The following is a 21,425-nucleotide window of genomic DNA, read 5'->3' on the forward strand; positions in this document are numbered from 1 at the left end:
AGTGAGGACCAGTTTCACGGTTTCGCCTCGCTAGGGAATATCCATGTTTTCGCGTCGATTTCTTCTTGTAAGCAGCCTTGCCGCCGCAGCAATCCCCACCGGCGTCTGGGTGCAGTCAGCCGACGCGGCGCCCCGCGACAAGGCCTTCTTCCAGTCGATCTCGGGCACATGGAGCGGTCCCGGCGAAATCGTTGCCGGCAAATACAAGGGCACGAAATTCACCTGCAACCTGACAGGCAAGCCATCTGACAGCGGCAATGCCGGCGTCAAGCTCGACGGCACCTGCCGCGTCGGCGTCTTCCAACAGCCGATGTCGGCCGAGATCACGCAGAATGGCGGTTCCTACAGCGGAAAATTCCTGGATGGCGCAGCCGGCAAGGGTCTCGACGTGACATCAGGTACCGTCAACGACAACACTGTCGTCCTCGGGCTGGTCCGCCAGAAGCTCAACGGCGCCATGATCGCCCGCGTTCCCGACAGCAAGTCGATGAACGTCACCATTTCGGTCAAGGTCGGCGAACAGATGGTGCCCGTTATCGGCGTCACCTTGAAGCGCGCCGATGTCGACCAGATGGCGGTCGGATCGATCCAGTAACTTACGAACCATCAATTCCCAAATAACAAGGCCGGCTATTTTGCCGGCCTTTCTTATTTAGTATCATTCAGCTCAAGCCGTCCGCCACCAATCGCGGCTCTCATCCGCGACCTCGATGCCTTCGACATCGACCTCTCCCAGCCACTCGCCGACAGTCCGACCGCTCACGACGAGATTGGCAGCGAAATCGGCAAGCGGCATCAGCACGAAACCGCGCTCGACCATTCTCGGGTGCGGAATGGTGAGCAAAGGCTCGCTCTGCTGCAGATCTCCGTAGGTCAGCAGGTCGATATCGATCGTTCGCGGTCCCCAGCGCTCGATCCGCACCCGCTTCATCTGCCGCTCTATATCGAGGCATACGTCGAGCAAAGCGTTCGGTGCCAGCGTGGTATCGAGGGCTGCGCAAGAATTATAGAAGAAGGATTGATCCGTCTTGCCCCAGGGCGGCGTGCGGTAAAGCCGCGACACTGAAGCGACCTGGCAATCGGCGCGCGCGTCCAACGTGCGCAGGGCAAGCGCCATGGCGTGCGCCGGATTGTCCAGATTGCCGCCCAAACCGAGCGTCACCCGCACCGCTACATCTTCAGGCAAAATGCTCAACGCTCACCTGCACATAATCGAGAACGCCCGGAACCGGAGCATTGGGCTTTCGCACCGTGATCTTGGCACGGCGGATACTCGGAAAACGACGGCAAAGCTCCTTGGCGACGTCGAGCGCCAGCGCCTCGATCAGGTAGCGTCGGCGGCCGGTCACGATTTCCTCGATGACGCTGAACGCGACGCCATAGTTGACGGTATCCTCGATCGAATCACGCTCCAATGCGTCGCCGGCCTCCACATCGAGCTCGGCATCGACAAAGAAGCGCTGGCCAAGGAACTCCTCCTCGTCGTGAACGCCATGCCGGGCAAAGAAGGCGCAATTCTGCAAAGTAATAGTATATGTCACAGCGCTCATGGCGTCTCTCCGTTTCGAACGGGCGCGATCGGGTCCGAAAACCGCTCCTTGCGTTCGAGCATCATCCTTTAAGTCTCGCGCGCGTCCTGAGAATAGCATCCGCAACCGCCAGCGCGTCCCTGTTGATTGCGACATTGTGCACGCGGAATATCGCAGCCCCCTGCAATCGCAGGATCGCGCTGGTTGCCGCAGTCCCGACATCCCGGCCATCCGCATCGCGGCCCGTTATCGTTCCGACGAACCGCTTGCGCGAGGTGCCGACGAGCAGCGGCAACTCGAAGCGCAGCAGCGCGTTGAAACGCGCCATCAGCTCCAGATTCTCCTCGGCATTTTCCTTGGCAAAGCCAAAACCCGGGTCGAGCACGATAGTCTGCCTGTCGACGCCGGCCGCAGCCGCGATTTCCAGCGAGCGATTGAGAAAGAAAATCTGGTCGTCGATCACATCGGGCAGCTTCTGCCTGTCACGGCCGGTATGCATGATGCAGAGGCCGGCACCCGTCTGTGCCGCCACGCCAGCAATATCAGGTTCGCGTTGCAGGCCGAAAACATCGTTGACGATGTGTGCGCCGGCCCCGATCGCCAGCCGCGCCGTATCGGCGCGATAGGTATCGACCGAGATCAGCGCGTCGGTCTTGTTGCGCAAAGCTTCGATGACGGGCAGCACCCGCCCCTGCTCTTCACTGGCGTTGACGGCGGCGGCACCTGGCTTGGTCGATTCGCCGCCGATATCGATGATGCCGGCTCCCTCCTCGACACAAGCCAGTGCGTGGGCGACAGCCGCGTCGACGGCTTCATAATGTCCGCCATCGGAAAAGGAATCCGGCGTCACATTGACGATAGCCATGATGACGCTCTGTCCGCCGACCTCGACGCTGCGGCCATGCGCGACATGCCAGATTTGGCTGCGAAGCTCCGTCACGAACCGTCCCATCCCATTGAAAAGGAAAAAACCTTGCGCTTGATATTGCGCTCACAGTGGCTATGCCGCAAGGTTCGAAGAAGTTCAACATGGTAGCGACACGAATGCCGCTTGCATCCCAAAAGTTCAGTCTTTCGTGCGCCTTACTGCTCGCGTTCTGCATACCCGGTCCGGCTGATGCCGAAGTCATCGCCCGCAAGTCCATTTCCTATTTCGACATCAAGGGTAATACCGCCGACGAGCTCGATGCGGCGCTGAACCAGCGTGGTCCCCTGGCGATGGGCTCCAGCAGCCACCATCCCGGCGCAACGAAAATCCGCTTCGGCGGCAATGCGACCTACAGCCAAATGAACGGACGCTGCCGTATCTCCGACGTCAAGATCACAGTGGATACGGAAATCATCCTGCCGCGCTGGCGCGATCGCCGGCGTGCCGACAAGCAGCTTTCCGTGATCTGGGACACGCTGGCCGCCGATATCCGCCGCCATGAGGATCGGCATGTCGAAATCGCCCGCCAGCACGCGCGGCAGATGGAAAGGCAGATCCTGTCGTTGCCATCCGCCAGCAATTGCGACGCGCTTCAGGAAAAGGCCAACGAAGTGACCGAGCGGGAAACCGAGCGGCACGATGCCGACCAGGCGAGATTCGACCGTATCGAGGCAATCAATTTCACAAGCCGGATGCAGAGACTGCTCTACTACCGAAGCCGGCAATAGGCCGTCGCAAAACCGCGATCTCACTTCGAAGACGGCTGACCGGACACCAACTGTGGGAAATCAGTCACTATATCCTGTGAATCGTTTGATCTCGTCGCTCTTTGAACTTTACGAGAATCTGAAATAGGTTTTTCCTATCAATTACAGAGACAAACGCAGCGGTTGATTCGAAGAACACCGGGCGCATGTCGCAAAAGAATGGATTTTGAGTGCCTGCGTTGGCGGGTTTTTTCGCTCTTCGGCGCAGTTGGGGTTTGTTTTTCAAAGCATGCGCTAAGTGTTCTCCTGGCGCGTCCTGAAGCCGCAGGTGTTTCCTCCCTTGCCTGTGGTGATGCGCCCGCCTCGCCTCGCTCGCTGCACCAGCTGAGCGGGGCATCTTTTTGGGCGATAGGTGTTCGGCGGGATTTTCCGACCAAATAGCTGTGGCGCGTGCGCCGGAGACCAGACCTTAAGCTTGACGTTCCGGCACATGCACGACGAGCCCGTCGAGCGCGCTCTTCATCTTGATCTGACAGGAGAGCCGCGAGTTCGGGCGCACGTCGAAGGCGAAATCGAGCATGTCTTCTTCCATGGCCTCAGGGCTGCCGACCCTTTCGGTCCATTCCTCATCGACATAGACATGACAGGTGGCACAGGCGCAAGCGCCGCCGCATTCCGCTTCGATGCCCGGAACGGAGTTGCGCACGGCATTTTCCATCACGGTGGAGCCCTCGTCGACATTGAGGTCAAAGCGCGTGCCGTCGAAGGCGACGATGGTCAATTTGGTCATGTGGGTGAATTCCGAATTGCTTGAATGAAGGACGATCGGAATTTTACTTCCAACAAATCGCTGGGGCAGTCAACATTTGCGCCGCCGAAACGGTTTCACCCGTCTGGCGGCGCAAGGATGCACGTCATTTAAGTCTCGAATGGAACTGGCTCAGCGCGAAAGCTTCAAAATGAAGTTTTCGGCCTCGATGACGCAGGTCGTGACTGCCCCCATGCGCGCGGCGTCCTCGACATTGCTTTCGAGCGCGCCGGCCGCATCCGCCACGCGGAAGGCGCCGACGGCGCTCGCCGCCCCCTTCAGCTTGTGCGAGGCGGCCTCCACGCGCTTGCGATCGCCGCTGCCGATCTCCTGCAGGCAGGAACGTGCCTGCCTCGCGAACATCTGCAAGACCTCGACTTCCAGCGCCTTGTCGCCCATCGTCTGCTTGCCGAGATGGACGAGATCGATCGCCCTCTCCCGCGAAGGGCTAGCACCTCGCGAATTGTCGGGGGATTCAAACGCGATATTCAAAGCTGCCATGTGCCAATGCTCCCGTCATTTATCTATGACTGTTTTAGGGATCTGCCGCATAGTTGCGGCCCGGACATGGCCATCGAGTTAAATTTTGGCACATTGAGGGCTGAAAACTCCGGACATGGTTAACGTGCGTTAAACATGCTCAAAATCTTGGGTTTTGATGGCTCGGAACAGGCAAACAGGGTTAATGACGCTTTAACGATCCACTGCCTTTAAGGTGGAATTAATTGTCATGACTGGGGGAATGTGTCACTACGATACTGGTAAATTGGGTAAATGGCACATGCCTTTGCCCAGGAAGTGGATGATGGTAATGTTTTCATAACATCCGTTTGAAAAACCAGTTATCCACTCTGAATGTAATGGGAAATCCAAGCTCGATATCGATCGAAGGCGGAGGCCCCCACGGGAGGCAGGGTTCGTCTTTTCCGGACGCGGCGGAATTACCGGAAAAGACACGGCAAGCCCGAGTGAGTTGTAACGAGGCGTAACCGCATGGCGAACAAAAAGTACATCGAGTCGGTCGAGGACAAGGCCTTTCAGGCATTGGACGAAGCTCTGCAGATCGATTTCAGTGACGAGAACTTGGAGTCTCGCAGTGCCTCTACGCCCGATGTCCCGGAGCGAAATGTGTCTGAGCCGCCGAAACAGCCGATAAAGCAGAGCAGAGATGATGCCGCCCGCAAGAATGGCGGCGCACGCAGCACGGCCGCACCAGCCGCCCCGCCCCGCGCCGCCGAGGCGCCGAAGAACCCGAGCCTTGCTGCCGCCAATGACGGCAACCGGGCAAGCTCCGCTAGCATCTTGAGGGCGCTCGACGGAGCATCCCAAAGCCATGCGGTGCGAAACGCCACCATTTTCTCGCTGTTCTGGATCATCGGCGGCGCCGGCCTCGCCTTCATGCTTTACGGCACCCAGATCCGAAACATTCAGTCGATCGCGGATCTCGCCGCTCTTCCGGGCGTCATCGCCTGCATCGTCGGCATCATCGTTCCCGTACTGCTCTTCTACGCTTTCGGCATGATGATATCGCGTGCGCACGACATGCGTAATGCGGCCCGCTCCATGGCGGAAGTCGCCCTGCGGCTCGTCGAGCCGGAAACCATCGCTTCCGAACGCATCATGACGGTTGGCCAGGCCGTGCGCCGCGAAGTCTCGGCAATGAACGAAGGCATCGAGCGCACCATTGCACGCGCCACCGAGCTTGAAACGCTGGTCCATACCGAAGTCAATGCGCTGGAACGCAGCTACGCCGACAACGAATTGCGCGTACGCGGCCTCGTCCACGAACTGGGCGCCGAGCGCGACGCCATTGTCAATCACGCCGAGCGCATCCGCTCGTCCATCTCTGGCGTGCATGACCAGATCAAGGAAGACCTCTCGCTGGCGACCGAAGAAATCGCCGTGCGCCTCTCCACTTCAGGCGAAGCCTTCGCCTCGATGATCGATACCCGCGCCGCAGCTCTGATGGAGAAGTCGGATTCCGCCGTACAGGCGCTCGGCACCCTGCTTGCGGCCAAGACCGACAGCCTGCTGCAGAACCTCAACGCCTCCGGCCTCGCTCTCAGCCACGAATTCGATACGCGCCTGGAATCCCTGTCGTCGACCCTTAGCGAGCGCGGCAACGCGCTGCTCGGCCAGTTCGAAACGCGCGCCTCGACGCTCGACGCAAACACCGAAAAGCTCAACTCCGCGCTCAACGAACGCGCCCGTCAGCTCAACGAAACGCTGGTCGCCCGCACCAAGGAGATCAGCGAAAGCCTCACCGGCGGCGAACGCTCGATTACCGGCACGTTGGACAATGTGCTTTCCCGCCTCAACACGGCGCTCGACGAAAAGGGTGCGAGCTTCCGCCAGAGCCTGCAGTCGACGGCCGACGACGCGATCATGGATATCGACCTGCGTTCCGGCTTCTTCGATGAGCGTTTCCAGTCGACGATCGCGCAGCTTTCGACGGCCTTCGACGAGCGAGTATCGGAATTCACCTCAGCCTTCGACAAGCGCGCCGGCACTCTGGATACAAAGCTTACGGAAAGCCTCGCCCGCATCAACCAGTCGCTCGGCAGCAATTCGGACGCGCTGGAAGGCATCCTGACCTCAAGCATCGAGCGCCTGGGCTCGCATCTGACCGACCAATCCTTTGCACTGGCAACGACGCTGGCAACCGGCCAGGAAGTGCTGGAAAGCGCGATCGGCTCCAGGGCGAACGAGATCACCTCCGCGCTGCAGAATGCCACAACGGGAATCTCATCGGCGCTGACCTCGGGCACGAGCGAACTGAACTCCACGCTTGCCTCGCATGCCGGCGCCTTTACCTCCGCCGTGCAGGGTGTCACACGCGACGTCTCTGCCGCGCTGCAAAGCGGCACGGACGAGCTCACCTCGGCCTTCACCGGCCGCGCCAACGACATCAACAACACGCTCTCCGCCCGCACCAGCGAGATTACGCAGGCGCTGGGCTCCGCCCATGAACGCATCGATACCGTCATGGCGGCCCGCAGCAACGCTCTGTTTGGCGCGCTGGCTGACAATCAGTCCCGTTTCGAGCAGACGCTTGCCGAGCGCTCGGAAGCGATCACCAGCGCCGTCAGCGGTTCCCATGAGCATCTGACCGCCGCCCTCGACGAGCGCACCTCGATGCTGGCGATTTCGCTGGCCGAAAGCCAGCTCCGCCTCGAAAATACGCTGGCAAGCCGCGCCGACGCCATCAATAGCGCCATCGCCGATACCCATGGCAAGCTGGCCGACACGCTGGACGACAAGACGATGGCCCTCGCCATCGCCCTTTCCGAAAGCCAATCCCGCCTGGAAGACACGGTTTCCGGCCATGCGGAACACGTCGCCGGCACGCTGGACACCAAGACCAAGGAACTGGCCCGCGCGCTCGCCGAAGGCCAGACCCGCCTCGAAAACACCGTCTCCGGTCATGCCGAAAGCGTCACCAACGCCCTCGACGACAGGACGATGGCGCTCGCGATTGCCCTTTCCGAAAGTCAATCCCGTCTGGAAGACACAGTCTCCGGTCATGCGGAACATGTCGCCGGTACGCTGGACACCAAGACCAAGGAACTCGCCCGCGCGCTCGCCGAAGGTCAGGCTCGCCTCGAGGACACAGTTTCCGGCCATGCGGAACATGTCGCCGGCACACTCGATACCAAGACCAGGGAGCTGGCCCGCGCGCTCGCCGACGGTCAGGCTCGTCTCGAAAACACCGTCTCCAGTCATGCCGAAAGCGTCACCAACGCCCTCGACGACAGGACGATGGCACTTGCGATCGCGCTTTCCGAGAGCCAGGCCCGGCTGGAGGAAACGGTTGCCGGTCATGCTGATCGCGTTGCCGATACGTTCGAAGGCAAGACCAGCGCTCTCGCCGCAGCCTTGACCTCGGGCCAATCCCGTCTCGAAGAAACCCTCGCCAATCGCGCCGAGGCGATCATCAAGGCATTTGCGGGCAACCATAATGCCCTGGCCGAAGCGCTTGATGACAGAGCGATGGCGCTCGCCATTGCGCTCAACGAAAGCCAGTCGCGCCTGGAAAGCACCATCGCCGGGCATGCGGAAAGCGTTGCAAGCACCTTGGACGACAAGACGATGGCATTGGCCATCGCCCTCTCCGAGAGCCAGGCCCGCCTTGAGAACGCAGTCTCCGGCCACGCGGAAAGCGTCGGCAGCACGCTGGACGACAAGACAATGGCGCTCGCCATCGCGCTGTCGGAAGCCCAGGCTCGCCTCGAAGATACCGTTTCAGGCCATGCCGATCGCGTTACCGATACGCTCGAAGGCAAGACAAGGGCACTCTCCGATGCGCTGACCTCCGGTCAGTCTCGCCTCGAGGCAACGCTTGCCAATCGCGCCGAAGCGATCACCAACGCGTTTACCAGCAACCACAACGCGCTTGCGGACGCGCTGGACGACAAGGCCATGGCGCTCGCCATTTCTCTGTCCGACACGCAGTCGCGCCTCGAAGGTGCCGTATCGAGCCGGCTGGACGCACTCAACGAAACCGTCGCCGGCACCCATGACAGGATCGTCAACAGCCTCGACGACCGGACGATGTCGCTCGCCGTCGCCCTTTCGGAAAGCCATGCGAAGCTCGAAGACACACTTGCCACCGGCGCAAAGGCCATTGCCCACACCGTCACCAGCGGCCACGAGGCACTGACCAACACGCTCGACGACAAGAGCATGGCCTTCGCAATCTCGCTCGCGGAAAACCAGAACCGCTTCGAAAGCACTCTGGAAGAGCGTGCCAATGCGCTTCTCGACAGCGTCTCTGGCGCAGAATCCCGCGTTGCCGGCGCCTTCGGCGACAAGGCGGATGCAATCCGCGCCGCCTACAGCGAAAACCAGGCTCGCCTCGACCGCTCACTCACCGCGCATACCGATGCTCTGTCCGACATGCTCGGCAGCAACAGCGATCGCGTCGAAACCGTTCTCGGCACCACCACGCGCCATCTCGAAAACACGCTTGGCGCCGGTCTGTCGCAGATGGATCAGAACCTCGCTTCCGCCTACGAGCGCATGCGCTCCACGCTGGAAGACCGCAGCAGCGCCATCAATCTCGCCCTGCGCGACGCCCATGCACAGATCGACAACACGTTGATGGAACAGACGACGGCCATCGGCACGTCGATCGCCACCAGCGCCAGCATGCTGGAAATGTCGCTGGAGGACCGCGAGGCATCGCTGCGTCAGACGATCGACGCCAGCGCAAGAACATTGGAAGAGCGCCTGAACAGCGGTGCTGGCGATATTGCCGGTCGCATTCAGCAGGCCGCCGGCGACATTGCGCGCTCGGCCGAAACCTTCTCGTCCAACCTCAACCAGTCGATCGACGGCATGACGAACCGCTTTGCCGAGACCGGCTCGCGCGTCGAGGCCAGCCTTTCGGCTCTCGAAAACCGCATCAACGAAGGCGTCACCGGCGTTACGGCTCAGGTCAACGCCGCCGGCGACCGCCTCTCCGATACGCTGACGAGCGGCGCCGCAAGGATCGATGACAGCGGCAACCAGGCATCCGCCCGAATCGAAGAGCGCCTTTCGACCATGGATCGCGCTCTCAATGTCGGCCTTGAAGCCGTCAACCGCACGATTGAAGGCAAGGCCGCCAATCTTGCAACGACGCTGCGCACTGCCGTTGCCGATGCCGCTCAAGGCATGGATACGGAAGCCACCCGCACGGCCGCTCTACTCGCCAGCACCGGCCAGCAGTTTGCCGAAAACCTCGGCAGCCACAGCGATGCTTTCGCACGCGCCATGACCGAGCGCTCCAACGACATCGTCAACCGCGTCTCGGAAACGCAGAACCGATTGGCAAGCCAGGCCGCGGCCGTCGCCCAGACCTTCTCGGAAGCAGGCAATGCGATCGTTAACAAGGTCGCCGAAGCCGAAGGCCTCGTCAGCAATCAGGTCAACACGATCTCGCAAGCGCTGTCTTCGGCGGAGCAATCTCTCGAAGCCCGCGGTGCGGCCATCCGCGACACGCTGACCGATGGCAGCGAGAAGATCGTCTCCACCATGGCGCAGGTCGAGCGCGCCCTCGACGAGCGTGGCACGGCTATCCGCACCTCTCTGGAAGAGCGTACCCGCGAGATCAACAGCACGCTTGCCGACGTCGACAAGGCGCTGGAAGCCCGCGGCTCCTCCATCCGCACCTCGCTCGACGAGCGCACCCGCGAGCTGAATTCGATGCTCGCAGGACGCTCCACCGAGTTGTCGCGCCTGATCGAGGAAAAGGCTCGCCCGATCGTCGATCGCTATGCGGCAACCGGTCAGGAAGCCGCCGCCCTCATCTCGGCAGCAGCTCAGGAAAGCACGGAGCGTTTGCGCGCCGAAAACGCGGCTCTCATCAACGCGATCTCGTCGCGCACCGAGCACGCGGTCAACACGGTCAGCGCCCTCGAAAACAACCTGCTTGCCAGCGTCAACGGCATCATCGCCCGCCTGGCGGACAACAACTCGGCGATCGCCGGCCTGCTGTCCAACGCCGCCACCGAATTCGCAAGCGTCGACGATCGCCTGACCGCAACCTCGACACGCTTCGCCGAATCTGCCGCAAAGGCCGGCGAGATGGTTTCGGCTTCCAGCCGTCTCCTCGAAGGCAAGGTCGACAAATTGTCCGAGATCACCGGTCAGACCCTGTCGCAGGTCGGCAGCATCGTCGGCCGCTTCGACGACCACTCCAAGGTGCTGGCGCAGGCCTCCCAGCTTCTGGGTGCTGCCCAGTCGAACCTCGTCTCGACGCTGGAAGAGCGCGAGACGGCGCTGCAGAACCTGGCCGTCGGCCTTGTGCAGCGCTCGGAAGAGATCGAAAACACGATGCGCGCCCTCGGCTCGATGGTGGAGACGGCCTTCGACCGCGCCGAACAGCGATCCAACCAGGTCACCGGCAATCTGCGCCAGAGCGTGCAGTCCTCCTTCGCGGATATCGGCCGCGTTCTATCCGACGCCGAAAAGCGCGCGGAGGATGCAGCGGACAACATGCGCGGCGCGCTGGCGAAAGCCGGCGAGGAAGCAAACCACGCCGTCGAAAGCACATTCGCCAACGCCGAGCGCCGCTCCAGCGACCTCACCAACCGCCTGCGCGGCGGCCTGACGGCTTCGCTGTCCGAAGTCGAACAGATGCTCGCCGATGCCGGCAAGACCTCCGACACGGCGGCTCAGCAGCTGCGGGAAACCCTGCGCGTCGCCGTTGACGACGCCATCGGCCGCTTCGCCGGTGCGACGGATGAAATCCGCCGCTCGGCCGGCGATATCCGCCGCGAACTCGACCTCACCCGCAGCGAATTGAAGCGCGGTGCCTTCGACCTTCCGGAAGAAGCAAAGGAAAGTGCGGCAGCGATGCGCCGTGCCGTTGCCGAGCAGATCAAGGCGCTGCAGGACATCTCGCAGATCGTCGGTCGCTCGACACAGCAGTTGGAGATTTCCGAGCCCGCGGCCCGCGCACTCGCCGATGCGCAGCCTGCCCCGCGTCCGCAGCCGGCAGCACCGCCCGCACCTGCCCCGGCAGCCCCTGCGCCGCGGCCACAGCAGCCGGCTCCGCAGCAGCCGGTTGCCCAGCAGCCCGTCCAGCGGCCTGCACCGCAACCACAGCGACCTTCCATTGAGGCCCTCGGCCTGCGCGGATCGATCCCCGCCGAGCGCCCGGCTGCACAGCCACAGCGCCCAGTCGAAACGGCAGCGCCAGCCCGCCAGGAAACTGCCGGCGGCGGCTGGATCAGCGATCTCCTGCGTGGCGCTTCGCGCGACGAGAACGCCGGCCTGCAGCCGGCACGCCCGGCTGCACCGAAGGCACCGGCGGAACAGGCACCGGCTCCCGCCGCACGCAACCCGCGCCATGTCGTGGAATCGCTGAACTCGCTTTCGGTCGATATCGCCCGCGCCATCGATCACGATGCGTCGGTCGACCTGTGGCGCCGTTACCAGCGCGGCGAACGCGACGTGTTCACGCGCCGCCTCTACACGCTCAAGGGCCAGCAGACCTTTGACGAGATCAAGCGTAAGTACGACCGCGAGCCGGAATTCCGCACCGCAGTCGATCGCTATATTGCCGATTTCGAAAAGCTGCTTGCCGACGTTGCCCGCACTGATCGCGACCGCACCGTCACGCAATCCTACCTCACCTCAGACACCGGCAAGGTCTACACCATGCTGGCCCATGCCGCCGGCCGCCTGAGCTGAGATCGAGGTAAGCGCGAATACTGAAAATCCCCGGCCATGCGCCGGGGATTTTTGATTCCAGGCAACTCGTATTTGCGGGCATGAAAAAAGGGCGCTCCGAAGACCACCCTCGCCGTGTCAGCCAGCATCGCTTAGGAACTACCGGGCTTCTTGCACCTTGGAGATCAGGCCGCTCGTAATGCCGACGAGCAGGAAATTGTTCTTGATGCGAACCCAATGATAGCCGCGCGGCGGCGTGGACAGCTGCAAGGCACGATAGTCGATTTCCACCGCGCGGCGCCGGTCGGAAGCCGACAAACGCCGGCCCTTTACCCAGCCGCCCTTGCGCACGACGACCTTCTTCTTCGTCACCTCCTTCTCGGCAACAACGGCTTGCTTGCCGGCCGGCGCCGGCTTGACTTGCGCTGTCGCAGCCAACGGCATCGACAGGACGGATGCCGCAAGAAGGACGGTGAAGATTTTTTTCATTGATGTTTCCTCATTTCAGAATCTGCGCGCACTCTTATCGTGACAGACATGAAACGCATCTGACAGTCGAATTACAATTGCGTAATGGAGAGGGGCAATCTTTTACGAGTATTCCCGATCAGCGCTGCAGCAGAACACGATCGTTGCAGACGCTACCCGGCCTTTACCGAAAACGCATGAATGAGACGCTCTCGCGGATTTAGACAATAGCAGCGCCGGAACAACAAAAAACGCCCGGAACATGGTTCCGGGCGTCTCATGTGATCAGTCCCGCTCGGCCGATTTGGCCCAGAGATTGACGTCAGCCTCTTTGGCGTAGATGTCGATCTGCTTCAGTTCCTCTGCCGTGAAATCGAGATTGTCGAGCGCCTTGACGCAATCGACGATCTGCGACGAGCGGCTGGCGCCGATCAGGGCGGAAGTGATGCGGTCGCCGCGCAGAACCCAGGCGATCGCCATCTGCGCCAGCGTCTGGCCGCGCTTTTCGGCGATCTCGTTGAGCTTTCTTATATTGTCGATGATAGACGGGCGGATGAAATCGCGCTTCAGGAAGTGGTTCTGTGCGGCGCGGCTGTCGTCCGGAATACCGCCGAGATACTTCGTCGTCAGCATGCCCTGCGCCAGCGGCGAGAAGACGATGGAGCCGATGCCGAGATCTTCGAGCGTATCCACCAGACCGTCATCCTCGACCCAGCGATTGAGCATCGAATAGCTCGGCTGATGGATGAGGCATGGCGTCCCGAGGTCCTTGAGAATGGCGGCAGCTTCGCGCGTCCGCTGCGAATTGTAGGAAGAAATCCCCACGTAAAGCGCCCTGCCCGAACGGACGATATGGTCGAGCGCACCGCAGGTTTCCTCGAGCGGCGTGTCAGGATCGAAACGGTGGGAGTAGAAGATGTCGACATAGTCGAGGCCCATGCGCTTCAGACTCTGGTCGCAGGAGGCAATCAGATATTTGCGGCTGCCCCATTCGCCATAAGGACCCGGCCACATGTCGTAGCCGGCCTTGGAGGAGATAATCAGCTCGTCGCGCAGACCGGCGAATTCGGTGCGCATGATCTCGCCGAAGGCGGTCTCGGCGCTACCGGGAGGCGGACCGTAATTGTTGGCGAGGTCGAAATGGGTGATGCCGAGATCGAAGGCCGTGCGGCACATATCGATCTTGCGGTCATGCGGCGTATCGCCGCCGAAATTGTGCCAGAGCCCCAGCGAGACGGCCGGCAGCTTCAGACCGGAACGGCCGGTCCTGTTGTATTTCATTTTCGAATAGCGATCGGGTGCCGGTTGCCAGGCCATGATGAAATTCCTTCGAGATGAAAAAAACGCGCGGGTTGTTCACCCGCGCGCAAACTAGCTTTTCTTGCGCTTACTTCAAGAGCGCCTGCGCCTCAGCGATGCCAAGCGCCGCCGGTTGCGTGCAGGTCGTTGTCAGGTCGATGAAACGACCCTCCTCGCCGGACTTCAGGATCGAGGTCATGACGTCGACACCGTGCAGCGTGCGATCGAGCGAGCAACGCGCATCACGTCCGTCGATCAGCGATGCCGCCATGTCAGCTAGGCCGGCCGTGCGGTAGTTGGCGCGGGCACCGCTCGGGCTTTCCTGGTTGGCGATGCCGAAGGGATGCGCCCAGTTTTCCAGCGGCTTGATCTCCTTGTCGCGACCGCTTGCCTCGACGGTGCCGCCGAAGAAGTTCGGATCGGGCACGTAGAGCGAACCCTCGGTGCCGTAAAGCTCCATGTTGGCATGGCGGTGCGACCACACATCCCAGCTTGCCGTCAGCGTGATCCGGGCGCCGCTGACGAATTCCAGCAGAGCCTGGATCGTCGTCGGGGTCTTCACGGGAATGATCTCGCCATTGCGCGGCTGGCTGGTGATCGTGCGGGTCGGCGACGCCATGGAGGTCATCGCACCCACGCGCTTCACCGGACCGATCAGGTTGATCAGGTTGGCGACATAGTACGGGCCGAGATCGAGGATCGGACCGCCGCCGGGCAGGAAGAAGAAGTCCGGGTTCGGATGCCACATTTCCATGCCGGGGCTCATCACATGGCACGAGCCCGATGTGATGCGGCCGATGCCGCCCTCATCGATGAATTTGCGCGCGAGCTGGTGGGCGCCGCCGAGGAAGGTATCGGGAGCGCAGCCGACGGCAAGCCCCTTCTCCTTGGCGATGCGGCGCAGCTCCTCGCCCTGCTCCAGCGTCAGCACCAGCGGCTTTTCGGAGTAGACGTGCTTGCCGGCTTCGAGGATGCGCTTCGAAACCGGGAAATGCGCATCCGGAATGGTCAGGTTGACGATGACGTCGAGCTCATCATTGGCGAGCAGCTCGTCGATGGTCTGGGCCTTGACCTTGTATTCCTCGGCGCGCGCACGCGCCGCTTCCATGTTGATATCAGCGCAAGCCAGTACCTTCAGACCCTTGAAGAGCGGGGCGAGCGAGAAATAGGTGGTTGAGATATTGCCGCATCCGATGATGCCGACGCCAAGTTCCTTAGCCATGTGGAAGTGCCTCAAAAGCTCTTGAAGGATGCGATGGAGCGCGTGATCAGGCGATCGACGTCGCTCGGATTGTCATGTTCGACGACGAAGTGCTTGGCCTTGGTGCCGGTCAGCGCCTTGAGCAGCTTTGCCCACGGAACCGTACCGTGACCGACATCGGCCCAGCCGTCTTCGTTCTTGTTTTCGCCAGCCGGCGCGATGTCCTTGACGTGAACCGCCGTGATACGCGGACCGAGCTTTTCGATCCAGGCGAAGGGATCGCCGCCGCCACGGATGACCCAGGCGATGTCTGCTTCCCAGGAAATATCCGGGGCGGCCTCGAAGATCTGCTCGATCGGCAGCGAGCCGTCCGCCTGCTTGACGAATTCGAAGTCGTGGTTGTGCCAGCCGAATTCAAAACCCGCATCCTTGTAAGGCTTGCTCATTTCCTGCAGGCGCTTGCCAAAAGCACGCCAGCCGGCAGCATCCTTCGGACGCTCGTCGGCGCCGATATGCGGGGCATAGATCGAATCCATACCGAGGGTCTTGGCGATGGTGAGCGACTTCTGCACTTCACCATCGAGGAAATCCGGGCTGAAATGGCCGCTCGCCATGGTCAGACCGTTCTTGTCGAGCTCGGCGCGCAGGGTCTTGAGACCGGTTTCGTCGAGATCGGCATAGATGCCGCCGAAGCCTTCCACCTCGGCATAGCCGGCCTTGCCGAGCTTTACGAAGATCTCCGAATAAGGCTGGAAATTGCGGGCGCTATAAAGCTGAAATCCAAGTTTCGTCATCGATACTCCTCCAATGGCCTCCGGGCCGTCTGTCTTGGGCTTGTGGCCCCGAAAGCGCCGCCACTGCGACGCGATAGCTCAATCTCGCCTACTGGCTGTCAACCGACTGGCTGGATTGCAAATCATAGATGCGGAATGCAGGGACCCCACCCGCAACGGGCTTGGCGGGCGTGAAGACGATGCGGCGGCTTTCACCTGTGGCAAGATCGAAGGCGTTGTCGGAATAACGTCCCTCGACTTCGCTCTCGATCATCACGAATAGCGCAAGTCCCTTGGCGGTGACGGTGAGCTCCACCGTCCCGTTCTCCTCTTTCTCCTCCCGCAATACGGTCAGGCCGGCGGGCTGAAGTTCGAGCGCCTTGTAGGTACCGTGGACATAGTGCCCCTCGCCGCCCATTCCATTCGATGCGGTGAAACGCCACGCCAGCAGGCAATCGGAGGGCACCTGATCCACATCGATCGACAAGGCCGTGACAGCCACATTCGGCGTGCAGACGGCATGCGCCGTCGTCAGCAGCACGCGCTCGCCGTCAAGCTTCAGCAGCGAAACGGAAATATCGGCCGTGACATCCGCATTGGTGTCGTTGACGAGAGAAAATCGGATTGTCTTGCCATCCTCCGACGGAATTGCCGCGACGGATACCGGCTGGAAGAAGCGCCGCACCAGATAGTGCATCACCTTCCAGCGGCCGCCGTAATCGAGGCTCGACCACGATGCCACGGGCCAGGTGTCGTTGAGCTGCCAGTAGATGGTGCCCATGCAATGCGGCTTCAGCGACCGCCAATATTCCACCGCCGTCTTGATCGCGAGGCCCTGCTGCACCTGGCTCAGATAGACGAAGTTCGGAAAATCCTTCGGGAAGCGGAAATAGCGGAACATCGTGCCGGCGATGCGCTCGTTGCCACCGGCATTCTTCTGATGCAGCTCCATGACCGGAGAGGCGATATTCATATCCTTCGCCTCGGCATAGGTCTTGATGACGGGCAGCGAGGTATAGGACTGGAAACCGAATTCCGAGCAGAAGCGCGGCCGCACGGACCGATAATTGTCGAAGGACTTGTTCTCGTGCCAGACCGACCAGTAATGCATGTCGCCCGAGCCATCGGCATGCCAGGCGTCGCCGAAATTGAGATAGCCGGAGGCAGGGCTCGACGGCCACCAGATCGCATCCGGCAATGCCTTCTTCATTGCCCGCTCGATCGTCCTGTTCAGGCGGTCGTAGGAGACGAGATAGCGATCGCGATCTTTGCGGGATTCCTCAAACCAGGTGAGCGCGCCCACCAGCTCATTGTCGCCGCACCAGAGAACGATCGAGGGGTGCGTCGCAAGCCTGCGAACCTGATAGTCCACCTCTTCCTCGACATTATCAAGGAAATCGCCCGTCGACGGATAGAGATTGCAGGCGAACATGAAGTCCTGCCACACCATCAGGCCAAGTCGATCGCAGATGTCGTAGAACCAGTCATGCTCGTAGAAGCCGCCGCCCCAGACGCGGATGACGTTCATATTGGCATCAACGGCCGATTGCAGCAGATCCGCCGTCAGCTCCGGCTTGGAACGTGAAAACAGTGCGTCGGCAGGAATCCAGTTAGCCCCGCGGGCAAAGATCTCGCGACTATTGACCTTCAACGCAAAACGGCTGCCCGCTTCATCCTCGGTGGTGATCAGTTCAACCGTGCGTAGACCGATCTGCCGCGTGACGGTCTCGAAATTGGTTTCCACGGACAAGGCATAAAGCGCCTGCTCGCCATTTCCTGCCGGCCACCAGAGCTTGGGCTTGTCGACATGGAAGAAGTGCGTGATCGACGTTTCACCGGCATTGACCCCAACGTCCAGGCGCACCCGCGCGTCATCGAGCGAGAAATAGAGCTGCGCGATGCCGGCTCCCTTGGCAAACAAGGCGACCGTGACCTTGAGATCGACAGAGCCGTCGTCGTTGTGAACCTGCTGGCTGACGACGTTCTCGATGCGTGCGATCTCGAGCTTCTTCAGTGCGATGGTGCCATAGAGGCCAAGCGGCGCGATCGCAATGTTCCAGTCCCAGCCAAAATGGCACTGCGGCTTGCGCAGCATATTGCCATTCGGGATCGGCGAGTTGCCGGTGCTATAGGGAATATAAAAAGGCTGCTTTTCTTGCAGCGCCGCGCCTGCCGAAATGCTCGAATGCAGGACGATACGAATGGTATTCTCGCCTGCCTTCAACGCTTTCGAGACATCGGGACGATAACGCTGGAAGCAGTTGTTTGCCTCCAATACCAGTGCATCGTTGACATAGACGCTGGCGACGGTGTCGAGATAGTCGATATCAAGATACCAGTCGCCGCCGACATCATCGAGCGTGAAGCTGCGCGTCAGCTCCCAATCCTGTTTGGCGACCCATTGCACGACCTCTTCATTGCGCGCGAAATAGGGATCGGGGATAAGCCCTTCCGCATTCAGGGCCGTGTGGATATCACCGGGCAGAGACATGGAGAGCGAATGATCGCTATCGGGAGACGTCAGCCTCCACAAACCGGCGAGATCGACGGCGAAATTATCATTGAGCGAAGACGACATCGGACCTCCCGGACCGCAGTAAGGCGGAGGCGGCAAGGCCGCCTCCTTGCATGGATCAAATTCTGAGTTCGGTCTGCGCATCAAAGAGTGATGCGAGAGACATGTCAAAGCCGAGCTTCACGGCAGAACCGGCGCCAAACCGGCGCGCGCCATTGACGCGCACCGACATGGTGTGGCCGGCATGCTTCAGCCACAGCAGATTGTCGGCGCCCATCGGCTCCTCGATGTCGACTGTTGCATTGTGGACTTCTGCGCCGGCCGCCGCCTCCTCATTGACCTTGATGTGCTCGGGACGGACGCCCAGCACGACCTTGCGGCCTGCCTGCAACGCTTCCCCAGCCTTGTAGCCATCAAGGGAGAACAGCACGTCATTGGTGGCGAAAACGACCTTACCCTCGCGGTTCACCAACTCGCCCTTCAGGAAGTTCATCGAAGGCGATCCGATGAAGCCAGCCACGAAGAGATTGCGCGGCTCGTTGTAGATCGTCGTGGGATCATCGAGCTGCATGATGACACCGTTTTTCATGATGGCGATGCGGTCGGCGAGCGTTAGAGCCTCGATTTGATCGTGGGTGACGTAGATCATCGTATTCTTCAGCGACTGGTGCAGCCGCTTGATTTCGACACGCAGCTCCGAGCGCAGCTTGGCATCGAGGTTCGACAGCGGCTCGTCGAAGAGGAAGACATCGACGTCGCGCACAAGCGCGCGGCCGATCGCGACGCGCTGACGCTGACCGCCGGAAAGCTCGGCCGGCTTGCGCTTCAGGAGCGGCTCGATCTGCAGGATCTCTGCCGCGCGGGCGATGCGCTTGTTGATCTCGTCTCCCGGCACCTTGGCGACGCGCAGGCCGAAGGAAAGGTTCTTCTCGACCGACATCTGCGGATAGAGCGCATAGGACTGGAACACCATGCCGATGCCGCGATCCTTGGGCTCCTCCCAGGTGACGTTCTTGCCCTTGATGAAGATCTGCCCCTCGCTGATATCGAGCAGGCCGGCAATGCAATTGAGCAAGGTGGACTTGCCACAACCCGAGGAACCGAGAAGCACCAGGAACTCGCCGTCATTGATCTCGAGATTGAGATTTTTCAGGACGTTGACCGCACCGAAGTTCAGCGAAAGGTCTTTGATGGAAACGCTGCTGTTCATGGATCAACCCTTCACTGCGCCGGCGGCGATGCCCCGGACGAAGAGCCGTCCGGACACGAAATAGACGATAAGCGGCACCGCGCCGGTCAGCAGCGTTGCGGCCATGTTGACGTTGTATTCCTTCACACCCTGCACGGCGTTGACGACATTGTTGAGCTGCACCGTCATCGGATAATTCTGCGTGCCGGCGAAAATCACGCCGAACAGGAAGTCGTTCCAGATGCCGGTGATCTGGATGATGATGCCGACGACGAAGATCGGCAGCGACATCGGCAGCATGATGCGCAGGAAGATCTGCCAGAAACCCGCGCCATCGACGCGCGCCGCCTTGAAGAGCTCAGGCGGAAGCGAGGCGAAATAATTGCGGAAAAGCAGCGTGTTGATCGGCATGCCGAAGATCGTATGCACGAGCACGATGCCGCCAAGGGTGGCAAACAGGCCGAGTTCGCGCAGCACCATCACCAGCGGATAGAGCATGACCTGGTAGGGGATGAAAGCGCCGAACAGCAGGATCGTAAAGAAGACTTCCGATCCCTTGAAGCGCCAGTTGGCGAGCGCATAGCCGTTGACCGAGGCGACGGCGATCGAGACGATGACGCTTGGAACGAGGATCTTCACCGAATTCCAGAAGCCGACCTGGATGCCGTGGCAGTAAAGCCCGGTGCAGGCCTGCGACCAGGCTTTCACCCAGGGTTCGAAGGTGATTTCCACGGGCGGCGCGAAGATATTGCCCATGCGTATCTCAGGCATGCCCTTGAGCGAGGTGACGATCATCACGTAGAGCGGCAGCACGTAGTAGAGCGCTGCAAGTCCGAGAATGCCGTAGAGCATGATGGTGCGCGGCGCGAAGCGGCGCTTTGGTTTTGCGCCCGAAGGCTCGATGGTGGCGGCAAGTGCCATTTGATGCCTCCCTTATCTGCGCTTCTGGCGGAACTCATAGAGAGCCCACGGCACGACGAAGATGAACACGGTGACCAGCATGACCGTGGAGGCGGCAAGCGCCTGCCCAAGGTTCGAACGCTGGAACATGAAATCGTAGACGTATTTTGCCGGCATTTCGGATGCGAAGCCCGGCCCCCCTGCGGTCATGGCGACCACCAGATCGTAGACGCGCACGATGCCCGAAGCGACAATGACGAGCGTGGTGACGAAGACGCCGCGCATCATCGGAATAACGACGAAAATATAGGTCCGCCAGGCCGGGATGCCGTCAACCCGCGAGGCCTTCCAGATCTCGCCGTCGATCCCGCGCAGCCCCGCCAGCATCAGCACCATCACGAGACCGGTGCCCTGCCAGAGACCGGCAATGACGAGTGCATAGAGCACGGTCTTCTGATTGCCGAGCAGCGCGAAATTGAACCACGTGAATCCCATATCCTGCGCCAGCTTGGGCAGCCCGAGCGCTGGATCAAGTATCCATTGCCAGACTAGGCCGGTCACGATGAAGGACAGGGCAAAGGGGTAGAGGAAAATGGTTCGGAACGTATTCTCGAAGCGGATCTTCTGATCCATCAGCACGGCCAGAACGAAGCCGACGACGAACGAGAAAATCAGGCTGAGAACGCCGTAGGTGGCTAGATTGCCGATCGAAACGTTCCAGCGATCGGTACCCCACAGGCGCTGATACTGCGCCAGGCCGACGAAATTGGAGCTCGGCAGCAGTCTTGAATCCGTGAACGAATAGATGACGGTCCAGAGCGTGCAGCCGACAAAGACGACGATCACGGTCAGCACCATCGGAATGGCGGCGATCTTCGCATTGAGGTTGCGGAACAGACCCAGTGGCCGGACAGCGTTAGCCATCGATACCTCCGTTGGTGGCTTCATCGG

16 protein-coding genes are annotated in these 21,425 nt (G+C 60.9%); 3 read left to right on the plus strand and 13 right to left on the minus strand.

The genetic code is table 11. The features are described from left to right. Positions 1 to 43: 43 nt before the first annotated feature. A complete protein-coding gene (locus tag BJ928_RS24715) occupies positions 44 to 595 on the plus strand; it encodes a hypothetical protein (RefSeq protein ID WP_047633081.1) in 552 nt (183 codons plus the stop codon). Between the two features lie 72 nt (positions 596 to 667). On the opposite strand, the gene folK is transcribed toward BJ928_RS24715, so the two are convergent. The 3 genes from folK to folP all read right to left on the minus strand — a co-directional run bounded on the left by folK (position 668) and on the right by folP (position 2,394). After that, positions 668 to 1,195, minus strand: a complete 528-nt coding sequence (gene folK / locus BJ928_RS24720; protein ID WP_281024150.1) for a 2-amino-4-hydroxy-6-hydroxymethyldihydropteridine diphosphokinase — start codon at positions 1,193 to 1,195, stop codon at positions 668 to 670. Beyond that, positions 1,179 to 1,550, minus strand: a complete 372-nt coding sequence (gene folB / locus BJ928_RS24725) for a dihydroneopterin aldolase (protein ID WP_047633078.1) — start codon at positions 1,548 to 1,550, stop codon at positions 1,179 to 1,181. Before folB ends, folK begins: the two co-directional genes overlap by 17 nt. A gap of 61 nt (positions 1,551 to 1,611) precedes the next feature. After that, positions 1,612 to 2,394: a dihydropteroate synthase gene (gene folP, locus BJ928_RS24730; RefSeq protein WP_245432528.1), complete on the minus strand. Its 783-nt coding sequence runs from the start codon at positions 2,392 to 2,394 to the stop codon at positions 1,612 to 1,614. Between the two features lie 179 nt (positions 2,395 to 2,573). On the opposite strand from folP, the gene BJ928_RS24735 reads away from it, so the two are divergent. After that, complete coding sequence (locus BJ928_RS24735; protein ID WP_047633234.1) at positions 2,574 to 3,185, plus strand: DUF922 domain-containing protein; 612 nt, start codon at positions 2,574 to 2,576, stop codon at positions 3,183 to 3,185. Positions 3,186 to 3,633: 448 nt separating this feature from the next. On the opposite strand, the gene BJ928_RS24740 is transcribed toward BJ928_RS24735, so the two are convergent. Continuing rightward, positions 3,634 to 3,954 (minus strand): 2Fe-2S iron-sulfur cluster-binding protein, encoded by a 321-nt coding sequence (locus BJ928_RS24740; RefSeq protein ID WP_047633076.1) that lies wholly within the window; start codon positions 3,952 to 3,954, stop codon positions 3,634 to 3,636. 150 nt (positions 3,955 to 4,104) lie between these two features. Further along, positions 4,105 to 4,473, minus strand: coding sequence for an Hpt domain-containing protein (locus BJ928_RS24745; RefSeq protein WP_047633074.1), 369 nt, complete (start codon positions 4,471 to 4,473; stop codon positions 4,105 to 4,107). 492 nt (positions 4,474 to 4,965) lie between these two features. On the opposite strand from BJ928_RS24745, the gene BJ928_RS24750 reads away from it, so the two are divergent. Then, a complete protein-coding gene (locus BJ928_RS24750; protein ID WP_047633072.1) occupies positions 4,966 to 12,150 on the plus strand; it encodes a membrane protein in 7,185 nt (2,394 codons plus the stop codon). Positions 12,151 to 12,288: 138 nt separating this feature from the next. Here the strand turns inward: BJ928_RS24750 and BJ928_RS24755 are convergent, their stop codons facing one another. The 8 genes from BJ928_RS24755 to BJ928_RS24790 form a co-directional block, all read right to left on the minus strand. Then, positions 12,289 to 12,618 carry an RcnB family protein gene (locus BJ928_RS24755; RefSeq protein ID WP_047633070.1) on the minus strand — a complete coding sequence of 110 codons (330 nt, stop codon included), beginning with the start codon at positions 12,616 to 12,618 and terminating at the stop codon, positions 12,289 to 12,291. 264 nt (positions 12,619 to 12,882) lie between these two features. Continuing rightward, positions 12,883 to 13,914 (minus strand): L-glyceraldehyde 3-phosphate reductase, encoded by a 1,032-nt coding sequence (gene mgrA / locus BJ928_RS24760; protein WP_047633069.1) that lies wholly within the window; start codon positions 13,912 to 13,914, stop codon positions 12,883 to 12,885. A 70-nt stretch (positions 13,915 to 13,984) separates the two neighbouring features. Next, the gene (locus BJ928_RS24765; protein ID WP_047633067.1) at positions 13,985 to 15,118 is read right to left on the minus strand and encodes a Gfo/Idh/MocA family oxidoreductase; all 1,134 of its coding nucleotides are present in this window, start codon (positions 15,116 to 15,118) and stop codon (positions 13,985 to 13,987) included. Between the two features lie 11 nt (positions 15,119 to 15,129). Continuing rightward, a complete protein-coding gene (locus tag BJ928_RS24770; protein ID WP_047633065.1) occupies positions 15,130 to 15,891 on the minus strand; it encodes a sugar phosphate isomerase/epimerase in 762 nt (253 codons plus the stop codon). An 88-nt stretch (positions 15,892 to 15,979) separates the two neighbouring features. Next, positions 15,980 to 18,448: a glycoside hydrolase family 2 protein gene (locus BJ928_RS24775; protein ID WP_047633063.1), complete on the minus strand. Its 2,469-nt coding sequence runs from the start codon at positions 18,446 to 18,448 to the stop codon at positions 15,980 to 15,982. Between the two features lie 55 nt (positions 18,449 to 18,503). Then, positions 18,504 to 19,595, minus strand: a complete 1,092-nt coding sequence (locus BJ928_RS24780) for an ABC transporter ATP-binding protein (RefSeq protein ID WP_047633061.1) — start codon at positions 19,593 to 19,595, stop codon at positions 18,504 to 18,506. A gap of 3 nt (positions 19,596 to 19,598) precedes the next feature. Further along, positions 19,599 to 20,495, minus strand: a complete 897-nt coding sequence (locus BJ928_RS24785) for a carbohydrate ABC transporter permease (RefSeq protein WP_047633060.1) — start codon at positions 20,493 to 20,495, stop codon at positions 19,599 to 19,601. Between the two features lie 12 nt (positions 20,496 to 20,507). Continuing rightward, entirely contained in the window at positions 20,508 to 21,398 is an 891-nt protein-coding gene (locus tag BJ928_RS24790; protein ID WP_047633059.1) for a sugar ABC transporter permease, read from the minus strand. Between the last annotated feature and the right edge of the window lie 27 nt (positions 21,399 to 21,425).

This window comes from Rhizobium sp. WW_1, from assembly GCF_003610155.1.
GTDB lineage: Bacteria > Pseudomonadota > Alphaproteobacteria > Rhizobiales > Rhizobiaceae > Rhizobium > Rhizobium tropici_A.